Raw genomic sequence first — 14,821 nt, 5'->3', positions numbered from 1 at the left:
GACCTCAGGAATGAGGGGTCCTTATTCGACGCCGATCACACCGCTAACGGGGTCCCTTTTCCACGCCGATCCACAGCCGACTATATCGAAGCCTACGCCCTGACCCGTTTCCGCATCGCCGCGATGATCTGGATGGGGCTGGTGGCGGTCGGCCTGATGCTGATCTGCTGGCGCATGCTGGCCGGCAAGTCGGCGCACTGGCTGATCAACGCCAACGCCGCGGCCGCGCTGATCGTGCTGGCGGTCGTCAGCGTCGTCGACCTCGGCGCCGTCGTGGCCGGCTGGAACGTGCGGCATGCCAGGGAAGTCGGAGGTCGCGGGGTCGCGCTGGACCTCGGCTATCTCCATACCCTGGGCGCGCCCGCCCTCGTCTCTCTGGTCGAGCTGGAAACGACCCTCGACGACGCCGTCCTGCGCGACCGGGTCGCCGCCGTCCGCCAGGACATCCTGCTGAACGTCCGTCGGCGACAGAGCGAATGGCGCGGCTGGACCTGGCGCGACCAGCGTCGTCTGGATCGCATCGCCGCCCTGCAACAGAAGGGCGCCTTGTCGGCGCCGGCGCCGGGCGCCCGTCACTGGAACGGGCGGCTCATCCAAATGCCGCCGCCCACCGCGCCGGCGCCCGTCGCCGCCCCGCCGCCTGTCCAGTTGACCTCGCGGACGGAAGGCTGAACATGGCCATCATGCAAAGCACCGTTCTGGTGGTCGACGACGACCCGCACATCCGCGACCTGCTGACCTTCGCGCTCCAGAAGGCGGGTCTGGCGACGCGGGAGGCCGCCGACGGCGAGGCCGCTCTGGCCGACATCGCCCTGTGCAGGCCGAACCTCGTCGTGCTGGACATCAACATGCCCCGCATGGACGGGATCGAGGCCTGTCGCCGGATCCGCGCCCAGGGCGATCTGCCGGTCCTGTTCCTGTCGTCGCGCGATGACGAGATCGACCGCATCCTGGGCATGGAGCTGGGGGCGGACGACTATGTGACCAAGCCCTTCAGTCCGCGCGAGGTGGTGGCGCGGGTCGCCGCCATCCTGCGCCGGATCGCGCGGAGCCCGCCCCCGCCGACGCCGGGTCAGTTCGCCTTGGGGAGCCTGGGCCTGGACGCGGACGGATGGCGGGCGACGTGGCGCAATATCGAGGTGCCGCTAACGGTGACGGAGTTCAGCATCGTGCGCACCCTGGCCGATGCGCCGCGCCGAGTCTTCACGCGGGACGCTATCATCGATCGGGTCCATGGCCCAGGCTTCGCCATGACCGACCGTACGATCGACAGCCATGTCCGCAACCTGCGGGCCAAGTTTGCAGCGGTGGGCGGGGCTGACGTGATCGAGACCAGACCCGGCATCGGCTACCAGCTTGGCCCCTGCCTGGGCGCGCCCGGGGCGCCGGAGGCGTGATCGCACGCTTGCGCGCCTTCATCCGCAATCACTGGCCGGCGCTCAGGCTTCGGACCATCCTGCTGTCCGTGCTGATCTTCGCCGGCGTCCTGCCGGGGCTCAGCGCCATATTCCTGCGGGTCTACGAGAACACCCTGGTGCGCCAGACGGAGGCGGAACTGGTCGCCCAGGCCGTCGTCCTGTCGGCCGTCGCCGCCTCGGATTGGCCCGGCGCCGTCGTGGTTTCGCCCGATCCCGCCCGGCGCGACGATCCGGGTTACTACAGGCCCGAACCCGCGACGATCGACCTGGGATCCACGCCGGTCTTGCCGGCGCGGCCCGCGCCGCGTCACGCTGCCGTGCCTGAGGCCGGGGCGGTCGAGGTCGCCGACCGGCTTGGCTCCGTCGTCGAGCAGACCAGCCGCACCACCCTGGCCTCGATCCTCTTGCTGGATCGCAACGGGACGATCGTTCTGGGCTACGGCCAGGGCGGCGGCCTGGCCGATCTGACCGAAGTGCGCTCGGCGCTTGCGGGCGAGCCGCGGACGGTCCTGCGTCGCAACGACGCCTATCGTCCGCGCTATTCCATGGAATGGCTCAGTCGCGCAGCGGGCGTTCGTATCCACCATGCGCGGCCGGTGATGGTGAATGGCCGGGTCGAGGGGGTCGTCGTGGCGTCCCGCTCGCCCCGGGCCCTGTTCAAGGGACTGTACCAGGACCGGATCAAGATCGGGCTGGGCGTCGTCGGCACCCTGGGGGTGATCGCCCTGCTGGCGGTCCTGGTGTCGCGCGGCATCGCCCGCCCGATCGAGGCGCTCAGCCGGGCGACGCGCGATGTCGCCAACGGCGGCGGCGTGCTGCCCCCCGCGCCGGCCACCGCCGCCGTCGAAATCCGAATCCTTTATGAGGACTTCGGGCGGATGGCCCAGGCCGTCGATCGCCGCTCCCGCTATCTGCGCGACTTCGCCGCCGCCGTCAGTCACGAGTTCAAGACGCCCCTGTCCGGGATCCAGGGGGCCGTCGAACTGCTGCATGACCATGAAATGGACCCAGGTCAACGTCGACGGTTCCTCGACAACATCGCCGCCGACGCCCGCCGCCTCTCGGCCCTTGTGACGCGCCTGCTGGATCTGGCGCGCGCCGATATGGCGCGTCCCCAAGCCGGGCTTTCGGTCGATGTCCGCCTCCCGATCACGAAGGCGGTCGACGCCAGGTCAAGCCGGCTGGCGATCTCGGTGATGTTCGGGGACGAAACGCCCAGGGTGGCCGTTCCAGCGTCTACCATCGAGATGGTGGTTTCGACGCTCCTGGAAAACAGCCGCCAGGCCGGCGCGACGGCCGTCAGCATCAGGGCCGCGGCCCTGCCCGATCGACTTGTCGTCACCCTGGCGGACGATGGTCCAGGCGTCGCGCCGGCCGACGCCGGTCGCGTCTTCGAGCCCTTCTTCACCACGCGACGCGGGGAGGGCGGCGCCGGCCTCGGCCTGTCCATCGCCCGCGCCCTGCTGGCCGCGAACGACGCCACCCTGGATCTGCTGCCTACGACCGAGGGCGCCGTCTTCGAATTGGTCATGCCGCTCGCCGAGCAATAGGTTTGGCCGTGCGACCGGGGGCCGGAACCGGGCCGTCTTTTGCGGACAAGCCTTGTACGCCGCGGATCACCCGTCCGGGGACAGCCTCGGCCGCCATCGGCGGAGGCGGATCGAAACCCGATCATGCCCCGCTTCAGCCGCGGGGTCCGATGCGGAGGCGGCGTTGTCCGCAGGCGCCCCGTCTCGAGACAGTGACGAACGGTCCATGCCGAATTGCGACAGGCCCGCACTCACGATGACCCGGAGCCGGTCTGCCGCCCCACGCTTTGAGAGCCGCCGTATTAACCCTGTCCGAACCCGGTTCGATGTCAGATCAACCGCTTGCGTAGTCCTCGTCGACCAACCCCTTACCGTCTATGATTAATTTGTGTTAGTCATTGTAATGGATGGGTTTTTGCACTGAGCCGGTTTGCCCGATGTTGGGCCTTCTGGAGAAATCTCGTGACCACCAAGATCCTCATCATCACCGCCGTTCTCGGCGTCGCGACGGCCGGCGCCGCCCATGCTCAAAGCATCGGATCAGGCCAGTCGAACAATGCATCCGTCCGCTCGCAGCTGAACGCCACGATCACCGACGTGAACAATTCGGTTTCCGTCACCTCCGCCGCCATTTCCAACAGCGTGACCATCGACGGCGGCACGGCGGTGTCCCTGAACAACACTCAGAACGCCTGGGGCGGCGCGGCGTCCCAGCTGAACGCGACCATCGGCGATGTCTCCAAGGACGTCTCGGCGACGTCGGCGGCCATCGCCAACTCGGCGACGATCAAGACCTCCGACTGGGGCGGGGCGATCACCAACACCCAGGTCGCCTATAACGACCCCTCGGCCACGCTGAACTCCACCATCAGCGACGTGTCGGGCACGGTTTCGGCGACGGCGGCGGCCATCAGCAACTCCGCCACCATCGACTCGCGGCTGGGGTCCCTGAACTCGTCGCAGACCAATACAGCCGGGGTTTCCGCCGTCGCCACCACGACCGTGCGTGACGTCTCGGGCGCCGTCACCAACACGGCGGCGGCCATTGGCAACAGCTTGACCGTGACCGGCTTCTGAATGGACAGGCCGGCGTCCCCGCGAAGGCGGCGTCGGCCCTTTCCGCCGCTTCACCCCGCTCTCCTTCCCGCTGAGATGACACACCTCATGACCAAGACGCCGCTCTTGCCGCTCGTAATCCTGACCCTGTCCGGTCTCTCCGGGCGGGCCGTCGCGCAATCCTCGACCGAGTCCGCCGGGGCGGCTTCGATGGAGGCCGGCTATGGCCGTTCCGGCGCCGTCGCGACCCAGACCTTCAACCCCGTCACGCGCGACGCCAACGGCAATCGGCTGGTCGTCAACGGCGTCATCGTGAACAGTCAGGCCGGCACGACCGTCAGCTACGCCAGCACAGGGTCGAACACGCAGTCGGGCGCCGCCTATTTCGACAGCGGCGCGGCGGCGCTGGGCGATACGAGCAGCGCGACGGCCGTGGGCAACCTGGTCAATGTCTCCATCATCGGCCACGGCAACACCGTGGTGCTGAACAGCCGCCAGACCAACAGCGGCGACGTCAGCGCCAATGTGCGGAAGTCCGGCTCATGAGGCGGGCGGCGATCACGGGGATCGCGCTCGGCCTGGTCGCCGGAGCCGCGACGGCGGAACCTTCGGGCGGGATGAATCCGGGCGCGATCCGCGGCGCCCCCGCCACGGCCAATCCGTCTCCCTATTCCGCCGCCCTGACCTGCCTGTCGCGGCGGGGCGGCTGGATCGGCGGCGCCCCGCCCAGGATCGCGGTGGGACGGATTTCCGACATGACGGGCCGGGTCGATCTCCAGACCGGCGCCCGCGTCTCGCAGGGCGCCGCGCTGTTCGCCATCACGGCCCTGGCCCGCTCCGGCGCGCCGGTGGTCGAGCGGCTCGACAATACGGTCGCCGAGATCGAATTGAACTATGCGCGCCAGCACCTGCTGTCCGACGCCCCGGAACGGGCCGGTCAGGATCCCGACAATTTCAGGCCGATCCACGTCGGCCAGGTCGCGGGGTCGCGGTACTATCTCGTCGGCGGCGTCACCGAACTGAACTACAATATCGCCTCGAACGGCGTGAACGTCCAGGCGGGCGATGTGAGCACGACCGGCCTGCGCGGCCTGGGTCAGGCGTCGCGCTATGTGATGAACGTCGCGGTCGACCTCAGGCTGGTGGATACGCGCTCGCAGGAGGTGGTGAACAGCGTCAGCTTCCAGAAACAGGTGGTCGGCGTGGACCGCAGCCTCGGGCTGACGGGAACCCAGGGATCGGTCGGCGGCGTCGCGACGGCCGGCGGCGGCGCCATGGAGCCGGTGCAGGCCGCTGTGCGGACGGTGGTCGAACGCGGCGTCTTCGAACTGTTGGCCGGCATCCAGACGCCGGGCGCCAAGGCGACCTGCCTGCCGGCCGACGACCCTGTCGGGGTCCAGACCTACGCCATCGCCGCAGGAGCCGCTTCGTGAGACTGAGACCGCTTCTGGAGGCGTCGATGATCGCGGCGGTCGGTCTGGCCGGCTGCACGACCGCACGCTACGACCCTGCCACCGGTCTCTACGCCAATCCCATCGGCGGCGCGCCGGCGACCGGCAACGACACCGCCTATTCCGCCGCCCTGAGATGTCTGGCGTCGGCGGGCCAGGCGGAGGGGCGCAGCGCGCCGCGGCTGGCGGTCGGCGACATCGCCGACCTGACCGGCCGCAATGATCTGGAGACAGGACGCAAGATCAGCCAGGGCGCGTCCCTGTTCGCCGTGACAGCCCTGACCAAGGCCGGAGTGCCCACGGTGGAGCGCCAGGATCGCGGGGTTTCCGAGGTCGAACGACAATATGCCCAATCTCATCTCCTGTCCGACACCCCCCAGGCGGCCGGCGAAAGCGCCGAGAATTTCCGCCCGATCTACGCCGGTCAGATCGCCGGTTCGCGATACTATGTCGTGGGCGGGGTCACCGAGCTGAACTATAATCTGCGGTCTTCCGGGGTCGATGTCTCCGCCGGGGGAATCGAGGCCAGCGGGGTCAAGGGGGGCCTGACCAGCAGCGGCTATGTGATGAACATCGCCATCGATCTTCGCCTGGTCGACACCCAGTCCCAGGAAGTCGTCGCCACGGCCTCCTATCAAAAGCAGCTTGTCGGTCGCGAGATCCGCGTGGGCGTGTTCGACTTCACCCACGGCAATATTTTCGACCTTTCCGCTGGAGCCTCCGGCATGGAGCCGATCCAGTTCGCCGTCCGGACCGCGATCGAACGCGGCCTGTACGACTTCGTCGCCGACCTCTACGCCATTCCCCGCGACCGCTGTCTCGCGCGGCCGGAAACGGGGCTGCAAGGCGAGAGCCTGCTGGCGCTGCGCGCGGCGGAAGCGGCTGCGCCCGAGGCCGAACGGCCGTCCGCCCGGCCGCCCGCCATCGGGCAGGCCCCGTCCCGCCCGATGGCGGGACCGCCGGCCCGCTGGGTGCTGGATCCTTCCAGCTGGCGCACCGCGCCGTCGTCCGCGGTGCGCGGGACGACGGCCGCGGGCGGTTGAGGCGCCACGGACTTTCCGGGCTCTCCAGTACGAATTGAAAAAAGGCCGTCGCGACGCTCGCGACGGCCTTTCTCGTCTGGGTCAGTCCCCCGATCCGTGGCGCGGGACGGCGTCGTCCCGCGCGACGAAGGGTCAGAGGCCCCCGGTCACCCGGCTGATGGTCGCCGAATTGCCGATGGCCGCCGCCGTCAGCGACGCCGAATCCACGGACCGGACCGTGACGTTGGATATCGCCTGCGTCAGGGCCTTGTTGTCCTGAACAGAGGAGGCCGTCAGCATGGTGTTCGGCCCGGTGTTCAGCGTCAGCGAGTTGGAGATCGCCGCCGAGGTGGCCGACACTGCGCCATCGACGTCGGCGATCGTGGCGGACAGGGTTGCGGTCGGGTCGTAACCGGACATCTGGGTGTTGGTGACCGTGCCCTTGCCCGCGCCCTGCAGGTCGATGGTCGCCGAATTGGCCAGGGCGGCCGAGGTCAGGTTCACCTTGTCGGACACGTCCTGGACCGTCGCGTTCAGCACGGCTCGCGAGTCGCCGTTGAAATATTGGGCGTTGGTCACGGTCATCGCCCCCTCGCCCGAGGCGGTGAAGGAGTTTGCGATGGCGGCGGCGGTGCCGTTCACGGCGCCGTCGATGTCCGCCACCTTGAGGTTGGCGTCCGCCAGAAACTGTCCGCGATGGGTGTACTGGGTGTTGGCGACCTTGGATACGACATTGCCGTCCAGGGTGACGGTGGCGGAGTTGCCCAGGGCCGCCGCCGTGGTCGCGACATCGCCGTTCACGTCGGCGACATTGCTGGACAGGGCGGCGCTGGTGGAGCCCCAGCTATCCTGAAGATTTCGCACGGTCGTCGGCCCGGCGCCGGAGATGGTCGCGGAGTTGCTGATCGCCGCCGAGGTCTGCGAGACGTTCCCGTTGACGTCGTTGACGACGGCGTTGAGCTGAGCTCGGACGGTCGCCGTGTTCTTCTGGTTCGATGTTGCAGTAGACTGCGCCTGAGCGCCGGATGCGAGCATGAGAGCGGCCGCGGCCGCCAGGCTGGTCACGCCGATATTGTGAGTCATTTGAAAGCCCCAAGAGGATATCCGCCGGAAATGACGGCGTTCTGTCGACTGCAAGAACGGCCGCGTCTTTCCGCGTTCGAGGCGTTAACCGAGTCTCGGGACGAAGCGCCGATACGCGTTGAAGATCGTCCCGCAGGACGGAGGACAGGGTTAACCTTCGCGCCGTCCGCCTCGTTCAGTTTGCGACGCCTGCGACCGCGCCTGCCTCGGATTGGTACATTCGCAGGACGGACGTCGATCCGTCTCGCCCTGCAGTCGGCGCAATAGAAAACCCGCGCCGGCGAAGGCGCGGGTTGAGGAAGCGCGCCGTCAGGCTTGATCAGCCCCGAACGGGGCGCAGGCCGTCGGCGGAGGCTTGTTGCAGGGCCGGGCGCTTCTGTCCGCCGGATGCGATGATGCGGTCGATGCGGGCCTTTTCGGCGCGGAAGGCGGCCAGGTCGCCGCCGGCCAGTTCGGTGCCTTCCTGGGTGCGGACGCCGGCGGGATTGATCCGCTGGCCGTTGCGCCACAGTTCATAGTGCAGGTGGGGGCCGGTCGAGGCGCCGGTCGAACCGACATAGGCGACGACCTGGCCCTGGCTGACGCGCTGGCCGGCGCGAATGCCGGAGCCGTAACGCGACAGGTGTCCGTAGCCGCTCTCGAGCCCATTGTTGTGGCGGATGCGCAGCCAGTTGCCGTAGCCGCCCCAGCGACGCGCCTCGACCACCACGCCGTCGGCGGGGGCCACGATGGGCGTGCCGGAGCCGGCGGCGAAGTCGATGCCCTGGTGCATCTTCTTGTAGCCCGAGATCGGGTGGGTGCGGAAACCGAAGCCTGACGAGACGCGGCGGAAATTCTGCAGCGGGGTGCGCATCATGGCCGAGCGCAGGTTCTTGCCCGAGGCGTCGAAGAACTGGGCTTCCTTCGCGCCGGCCGGCTTGAACCGATAGAAGGTGACGCCGCGCAATTCGGCGTACATCAGGTCGCCCACGCCCACGGTGCGACCGGCCTCGGTCACGTCGCGGTCGAAGACCATGGTGAACTCGTCCGAGGCGCGGATGTCGCGCTGCATGTCGAACTTGGTGGCGAACAGGCGGCTGGCGGAGCGGACGATGGAGGCGGTGGCCCCCAGTTCACGGGCGCTGGCGGACAGGGAGCGTTCGACGTCGCCCTTCAGGACCACGGTCTCGTGCGTGACTTTTTCTTCCAGCGAACGCAGGCGCAGGGCGCCGTCGAAACTGCGCGACACGGTCAGCTGGCTGGCCGGGCCGGTGCGCATGGTCAGGCCGATGAGGCGGGCGTCGCCCCGGCCGTCGCGCGGCTTGGCGATGGCGGTCTCGAAGCGAAGGCCGGCGCGGAGGTCGGCGAGGTCGAAGGCGTTGGCGACGGTGGCGGCGACGGCGCTGGCTTCTTCCGGCGCGACGCCGGTGCGGCGCACGGCCTGCTCGAAGGTTTCGCCGCGACGGATCTGGACGGGGACGGCTTCCGGGGCGGTCATGCCGGCCGGGGCGTTGGCGGCGGCGAAGGCCTGGACTTCCATGGCGGCCATCTGGGCCGACGACATTACGGGAACTTCTTCCGCCTGAGCGGGTTGGTAGACTCGACCGGCCAGCAGGGCGACCGAAATGGCGGCGGCGGCGGTCACGACATGCGGTGCGAGACGCATAGGTTGGCGGCGTGGGTCGAACTGAGCCATCGGTCTCATCGTGTTGCGACGCCCGAGGCGCCAAACTTTTTACCCAAAATCGCGCCGTATAGACCCCGAGCGCGAAGTCATCGGCTATAACCTGCCTGTCTCAGTTTGGGAAGACAGACCGTTACAAACCGTTAAGAACCGGACGTGGGCGGAAAAAGTCTCACAGACTCATGCGATTGACACCCAGGCTCGCCCTCTTGTCGCCCAGCTTGGCTGCGACGGACGCAGGGTTCGGGCCTGTCGGCGACGCTTGAGGCTTGTATTCGCATCGAGGGTGGCGATGGTGGTCCGGCGATCAGTTCTCAATCGACACGGCGTCCCTGTTTGACCGAAGTTCCGGCCACTCCTTCCGACCGATCCCCAGGCGTCAGGCGCAAGGGCGGCCTGCGGCGTCGACTGGGCCTGGGCCTGCTCGCCGTGTTCGTGGTCGTGGCCCTGCTGGCGGCCGCCCTCTATCTGAACCGTCGCGCCGCCGCGCGCGAGGTTCTGGTCGGCTGGCTGGAGCGTCAGGGCGTCCAGGCCGATGTGGAGGTCGAGCGGATCGAGCTGGACGGTTTCGTCGGCCGCATCCGCATCGGCGATCCGCGCAATCCGGATGTGACCGTCGAGCGGGTCGAGGTGGATTACGCCGTGGCCCTGCCCTGGTCCAGGACCGGCGTGGGGGTGACGCCCAGTCGGATTCGACTGGTGCGGCCGGTGATGCGGGCCAGCTGGAAGAAGGGAAAACTGTCCCTGGGGTCGCTCGATCCTCTGGTCGAACAGTTCACAGGCGGGCCGCCCAGGCCGGATTCGCGCAGCCCTCTGGTGATCGTCGAGGGCGGGCGGGCGCGGCTCGATACCGAATACGGCCCGGTCCAACTCCTGGCCGATGCGCGGGTGGACGACGGCAAACTGATGCGTTTGAGCGCCCGGATGCCGCGGGCCGCGCTGAAGAGCGGAGAATTCCAAGCTGACGGCCTGGGGGCCGTCGTCGATCTGACGACGACCGGCGATCGGGTCGCGCTGCGGGTCGAGGCCGAAGGCGACCGGGTCCAGACCGCCGCCCTGAACGGTCGGGCGATCCGGCTGAGCCTGACCGGCGACCTGCCCTATCCCGACATGAAGAGGCGGCGCGGCGACGGCCGGGCCGTGGTCGACGCCCGTCTGGTCGGCGACGTGCTGGGCTTCGCCCAAAGCGGGGGCGCGGGCCAGGGCGGACAGCAGACGCAGGCGCGGGATGCGGAGCTGTCGGCGCGGTTCGACGGCGTGACGGCCGGATGGATCGAGACCTTCCGGCTGGAAGGCGCGACCGCCCTGAACCTGAAGGCGGCGGCGATCGATGGGCCGGGGCTGGCGGCGCGTCAGGTCGCCGGTTCGGCGACGGGCGGGCGGTTGACCGTGTCGCGGGATGAGGCCGTGCGCTGGAGCCTGGAGACGCCGCTCAATTTGAGAGCCGCCTCTGGCCAGGCCGGCGAGGCCAAGGCGCAGAACCTTTCGATCCAGTCGAACGGTCTGTCCATGGGCGGGCGGAATACGGCCTTCGAGGCGACCGGGCCGGTGACGGCGGCGTTCGACCGGATCGGTTTCGGCGACCTGATGCTTAAACGGGCGCGGGGCGAACTGAGCCTCGACGTGGTTCAGGACGGGGCGATCCGGATCGCGGCCGAAGGCGGCCTGCGCTCGGCGGGCGGCGCCTGGCCCCTGTTCGGGCCGGTCGGGCCGGATGAGATCGCCGAGCTGACCGAGATGAAGACGGCGCTGGGGAATTTCGCCCTGAACGCGCCCGCCATCCGCTTCGCCACGGGTTCGGCGGGGACCAGCGTGACCCTGGCCCGGCCCGTCACCCTGACGCCGGCCAACGGCGGAATACTGACCGTCGCCCAGGCGGGAACGGGGGCCTATCAGGCCGAGCCGGGACGGTTGGGCGGCGGGGCCCTGACCCTGACGGCGACGCGAGGGCGAGGCCTGCCGGAAATGGCCGTGGCCGTGCCTGAGTGGCGGCTGACGGACAGCGGGTTCGAGGCCCTGCTGGACGGGCGGGCCCAGCTGGACTTCGACCTGGCGCGCGGCATCGACGCCCGGACGCGGGGCCTGCTGGCCATGGCGGACGGGCGGCTGACCTATGCGACCTCCGACTGTGTCGACCTGACGGTCGAGCGGTTGGAGCTGGACGAGAACGACGTCCATCAGGTCGCCGGGAAACTGTGTCCCGAGACCGGACCCCTGCTGAGTTCCAAGGACGGCGTCTGGCGCGTCGCCGGCGGTTTCCAGGGCGTGTCGGCCGACGCTCCCTTCCTGGGGATGCGGTTCGCCGAGGCCTCGGGCCGGGTGGTGGTGGACGGGACCAAGGCGGGGGTCGGGCTGACGGCGACGGTGGCCCAGGTCCAGGCGGTCGATGCGACGACGCCCAAACGGTTCGAGACCCTGGCGGCTTCGGGCCAGGCGACCCTGGCCAATGAGCGCTGGACCGGCGGGTTCGACCTGAAGGGAACCGGCAAGGCGGCCGCGACCACCCTGGGGCGGTTGACCCTGGCCCACGACGGTCGAACCGGAGCCGGGGGCGTTCACATCGCCGCGCCGGAGGTGCGGTTCGTCGAGGGCGGCCTTCAGCCCTCGATGCTGAGCCCCCTGGTCGAGGCCTTCGTCCGGTCGCCGGCGACCGGCGTCGTCGGGTTCGACGGCCGGTTCGACTGGACCAAGGACGGCGAGCCGACGTCCAGCGGGCGGTTGAGCGTGCCGGGGCTGGACTTCGTCAGCCCGGCCGGGCCGGTCAAGGGCGCGCGCGGCGAGATCGAATTCACCAGCCTGAGCCCCGCCATCATCACGGCGCCGAACCAGAGGCTGACGGTCGACAGTCTGGACATCGGGGCCGACGCGACGGCCCTGGACCTGAACTTCGCCATCGACGCGGCGGGGTTCAGCATCGCCGGCGGGTCGGTCCAGGCCGGGGGCGGGACCGTCTCCATCGAGCCCCTGGTCGTGCCGCTGGACCCGACCCAGGCCTATAGCGGGGTCATCGTGCTGGACCGGGTCCAGCTGGGGGATGTGGTCGCCGACAGCGGTTTCGCCGACAAGGTGATGCTGGACGCGGTGGTGTCGGGCCGGCTGCCCTTCACCATGGACCCGAAACTGGGCCTGAAGATCACGGCCGGCGCCCTGGGCGCGGTCCAGCCGGGCCGGCTGTCGATCCAGCGCGAGGTGCTGACCGATGTGGATGCGGGCGGCGGGGGCGCGGACGTTCCGCCCAATATGGTCGAGGACCTGGCCTATCAGGCGATGGAGCATCTGGCCTTCGACGTGCTGAGCGCGGATGTGAACAGTCTGGACGAGGGACGGATCTCGGTCCTGTTCCACATCCGCGGGCGGCACGAACCGCCGCAGCGCCAGGAACTGCGCCTGACGGTGGCCGAGCTGATCAGCCGGGAGTTCCTGAACCGGGAACTGCCCCTGCCGTCGGGCACCCAGATCGACCTGACGCTGGACACCACCCTGAACGCCAACCAGTTGTTCGCCGACATCATGGCGGTCAATCGGGCGCGTCAGGGTCAGAAAGAGCCAGCGCCGACGCTCGCGCCCGAGACGGGGCCCGAGACTGGGCCCGAGACTGGGCCCGAGACTGGGCCCGAGACTGGGCCCGAGACTGGGCCCGAGACTGGGCCTGAGCCCGAAGCGCCGTGAGTCGAACCATTCAGCGACCGTTCACGCGATAGCGTGCTAATGACCTCTCAACCTTGACCGACCCGGAGTTCTCGCCATGATCAACAAGCGCCAGTTGGCCGGACTCGGCCTCGGGGCGGTCGTCGTCGCCGTCGCGGCCTGCGCCCCGACCATCCGTCTGGAGGTTGCGCCGATCCAGATCTACGCCAAATTGGATGCAGACGTCCGCGTCCGGCTGGATCAGGAGCTGCAGCAACTGCTCCAGCAGAACCCGAACCTCTTCTGATCGCCTCGCTTCTTTTGAAAGGACAGGCCGATATGAGCCTTCGTAAATTCCTCGCTGTCGGCGCCCTGGCCGCAGCCGTTTCATTCGGCGGCGCCGCCCTGGCCCAGACCGCAGCCCAGAAGACCCTGGTCGATCAGGCCAAGGCCGCCGGCACGGTCGGCGAACAGGCCGACGGCTATGTCGGCTTCCGCGTCAGCACCTCCGACGCCGCCCTGCGCGCCGCCGTGGACGCCATGAACGCCGGCCGCCGCGCCGCCTACGCCCGCAGCGCGGCCGAGGCGGGCACCAGCGCCGATGTCGCCGGCGCCCGGATGTTCGAAAGCCAGCTTCTGCCCCGCATCCAGTCGGGCCAGTGGTACCGCAACGCCCAGGGCCAGTGGGTCCAGCGCTGAGCCAGGCCTGAATGATCGATCCGGCGTTTCGCCGGGTCGATCCCGCGGGCTTCAGGCCGCTGTGCGACGCGAGCTCAGGGCCGGCAGAAGCAGGCCTTCGGTCAGGGCGCGCACCACGGGCACGGCGACGGCGTCGCCCATCAATTTCAGCGCCGCGCTCTCGCTGCCGGGCAGACGATAGTCGTCCGACACGCCCATAAGCCTTGCCGCCTCGCGTCCGGTCAGGCGACGCACCCGCGCCCGACCGCCGTCGCAGACCACCACATATTGCCGCGACGACCCGCCCGCCGGGGTGCGCAGACAGCCGGCCAGGCCGTCGAACCGGATCTCAAGCCGCTGGACCTTGCGGCCGTCTTCGGTCCGCACCCGGCGATAGGCGGCGCCGACCACGCGCCGGCCGGAGGCGACGGCGGCCTCGATCCGGGCGCGGTGCAGCGGAGCGGCCAGGGCCAGGATCTCCGCGCCGTCGTCCAGCCATTCCACGGATTCATCCGGCTCCAGCAGGGCGGCGAGATCCAGGTTGCGCCGGGGCGGGACCGGCAGACTCCACCAGGCCCAGGCCGCGCGCACGGCGTCCGGCAGCCGGGCATGGGCGGTGATCAGGCGGGCGGAGTGGAAGGGTCCAGAGGGGGCGGAGGCCTCGGGCGCGCCGTTCAGGGCCGACTCCTGAACCGCCACGATGAACAGGCGGGGCCGTGACTGGGGCAGCCAGTGGGCGGCGTCCATCTCCAGCGCCCCGACGCGATAGCCGGCCTGGACCATGGCGGCGCAGACGGCGGAAAAATCCCGGCCCGTTTCGTCTTTGGGGCCGGAGGTCAGCAGACCGATGACGTTTTCCAGCACGATGACGCGGGGCGCCCGCCCTTCGACCGCCAGGCCCTGGATCAGACGCCAGAAGCCCCAGAAGGCGCCGGATCGACCGGCCTCCAGTCCGCCTCGCGCCCCGGCCAGGCTGACGTCCTGACACGGCGACGAGGCCCAGGCCAGATCGGGCGCGCCCGGCAGGTCGGCGGGGCGCAGGGACCAGACGTCGCCCAGATGGAAGCGGATGTCGGGATGGTTGGCGACGAAAGCCCGCCCCTTGGCGGGGTCCATGTCGTTGGCGAAGACGGTGTCGACGCCGGCCCATCTCTGGCCTGAGAGGCCGGCGCCGGACAGGCCCAGGCCCGCGAGACCGCCCCCGGCGAAGAATTCATAGGCGGTCGGGCGAATCGACATGCGGCCACCATAACTCAGCCCGGCCCCTTGACCGAGGCCGGCCCCGTCCACACCT

General features: G+C 69.5%; 13 protein-coding genes. 10 read left to right on the top strand and 3 right to left on the bottom strand.

Annotated features, from left to right (window positions below; all coding sequences use genetic code 11):
- The 7 genes from AC1RSI_RS12730 to hfaB (AC1RSI_RS12700) form a co-directional block, all read left to right on the top strand.
- A partial coding sequence (locus AC1RSI_RS12730; RefSeq protein WP_492322678.1) for a DUF4153 domain-containing protein occupies positions 1–672 on the top strand: 672 nt, incomplete at its 5' end.
- Between the two features lie 2 nt (positions 673–674).
- Positions 675–1,397: a response regulator transcription factor gene (locus AC1RSI_RS12725; RefSeq protein WP_154726260.1), complete on the top strand. Its 723-nt coding sequence runs from the start codon at positions 675–677 to the stop codon at positions 1,395–1,397.
- Positions 1,394–2,968, top strand: a complete 1,575-nt coding sequence (locus AC1RSI_RS12720; RefSeq protein ID WP_447941235.1) for a sensor histidine kinase — start codon at positions 1,394–1,396, stop codon at positions 2,966–2,968. Before AC1RSI_RS12725 ends, AC1RSI_RS12720 begins: the two co-directional genes overlap by 4 nt.
- A gap of 441 nt (positions 2,969–3,409) precedes the next feature.
- Entirely contained in the window at positions 3,410–4,024 is a 615-nt protein-coding gene (locus AC1RSI_RS12715; RefSeq protein WP_154726258.1) for a hypothetical protein, read from the top strand.
- Between the two features lie 87 nt (positions 4,025–4,111).
- The gene (gene hfaA, locus AC1RSI_RS12710) at positions 4,112–4,549 is read left to right on the top strand and encodes a holdfast anchoring protein HfaA (protein ID WP_154726257.1); all 438 of its coding nucleotides are present in this window, start codon (positions 4,112–4,114) and stop codon (positions 4,547–4,549) included.
- Positions 4,546–5,436, top strand: a complete 891-nt coding sequence (gene hfaB / locus AC1RSI_RS12705; protein ID WP_154726256.1) for a holdfast anchoring protein HfaB — start codon at positions 4,546–4,548, stop codon at positions 5,434–5,436. Before hfaA ends, hfaB (AC1RSI_RS12705) begins: the two co-directional genes overlap by 4 nt.
- Positions 5,433–6,497 (top strand): holdfast anchoring protein HfaB, encoded by a 1,065-nt coding sequence (gene hfaB, locus AC1RSI_RS12700; protein ID WP_154726255.1) that lies wholly within the window; start codon positions 5,433–5,435, stop codon positions 6,495–6,497. The genes hfaB (AC1RSI_RS12705) and hfaB (AC1RSI_RS12700) overlap by 4 nt, the downstream gene beginning before the upstream one ends.
- 132 nt (positions 6,498–6,629) lie before the next feature.
- Here hfaB (AC1RSI_RS12700) and AC1RSI_RS12695 read toward each other — a convergent pair whose 3' ends face one another.
- Positions 6,630–7,559: a hypothetical protein gene (locus AC1RSI_RS12695; protein WP_154726254.1), complete on the bottom strand. Its 930-nt coding sequence runs from the start codon at positions 7,557–7,559 to the stop codon at positions 6,630–6,632.
- A 319-nt stretch (positions 7,560–7,878) separates the two neighbouring features.
- Positions 7,879–9,204: a M23 family metallopeptidase gene (locus AC1RSI_RS12690; RefSeq protein WP_008260466.1), complete on the bottom strand. Its 1,326-nt coding sequence runs from the start codon at positions 9,202–9,204 to the stop codon at positions 7,879–7,881.
- A 354-nt stretch (positions 9,205–9,558) separates the two neighbouring features.
- On the opposite strand from AC1RSI_RS12690, the gene AC1RSI_RS12685 reads away from it, so the two are divergent.
- From AC1RSI_RS12685 to AC1RSI_RS12675, 3 genes are all read left to right on the top strand, one after another.
- On the top strand, positions 9,559–12,891 hold the full coding sequence (locus AC1RSI_RS12685) for an intermembrane phospholipid transport protein YdbH family protein (RefSeq protein ID WP_447941234.1): 3,333 nt from the start codon (positions 9,559–9,561) through the stop codon (positions 12,889–12,891).
- Between the two features lie 76 nt (positions 12,892–12,967).
- The gene (locus AC1RSI_RS12680; RefSeq protein WP_008262758.1) at positions 12,968–13,156 is read left to right on the top strand and encodes a YnbE family lipoprotein; all 189 of its coding nucleotides are present in this window, start codon (positions 12,968–12,970) and stop codon (positions 13,154–13,156) included.
- A 32-nt stretch (positions 13,157–13,188) separates the two neighbouring features.
- Positions 13,189–13,548, top strand: a complete 360-nt coding sequence (locus tag AC1RSI_RS12675; RefSeq protein ID WP_008261324.1) for a DUF1318 domain-containing protein — start codon at positions 13,189–13,191, stop codon at positions 13,546–13,548.
- A gap of 51 nt (positions 13,549–13,599) precedes the next feature.
- Here the strand turns inward: AC1RSI_RS12675 and AC1RSI_RS12670 are convergent, their stop codons facing one another.
- Positions 13,600–14,766: a DNA cytosine methyltransferase gene (locus tag AC1RSI_RS12670; RefSeq protein ID WP_154726253.1), complete on the bottom strand. Its 1,167-nt coding sequence runs from the start codon at positions 14,764–14,766 to the stop codon at positions 13,600–13,602.
- Positions 14,767–14,821 lie beyond the last annotated feature (55 nt).

Source organism: Brevundimonas sp. GW821-FHT10E09, assembly GCF_058809375.1.
Note: the sequence above shows the minus strand (reverse complement) of the source record. Positions and strands in the feature narration are given on the sequence as shown.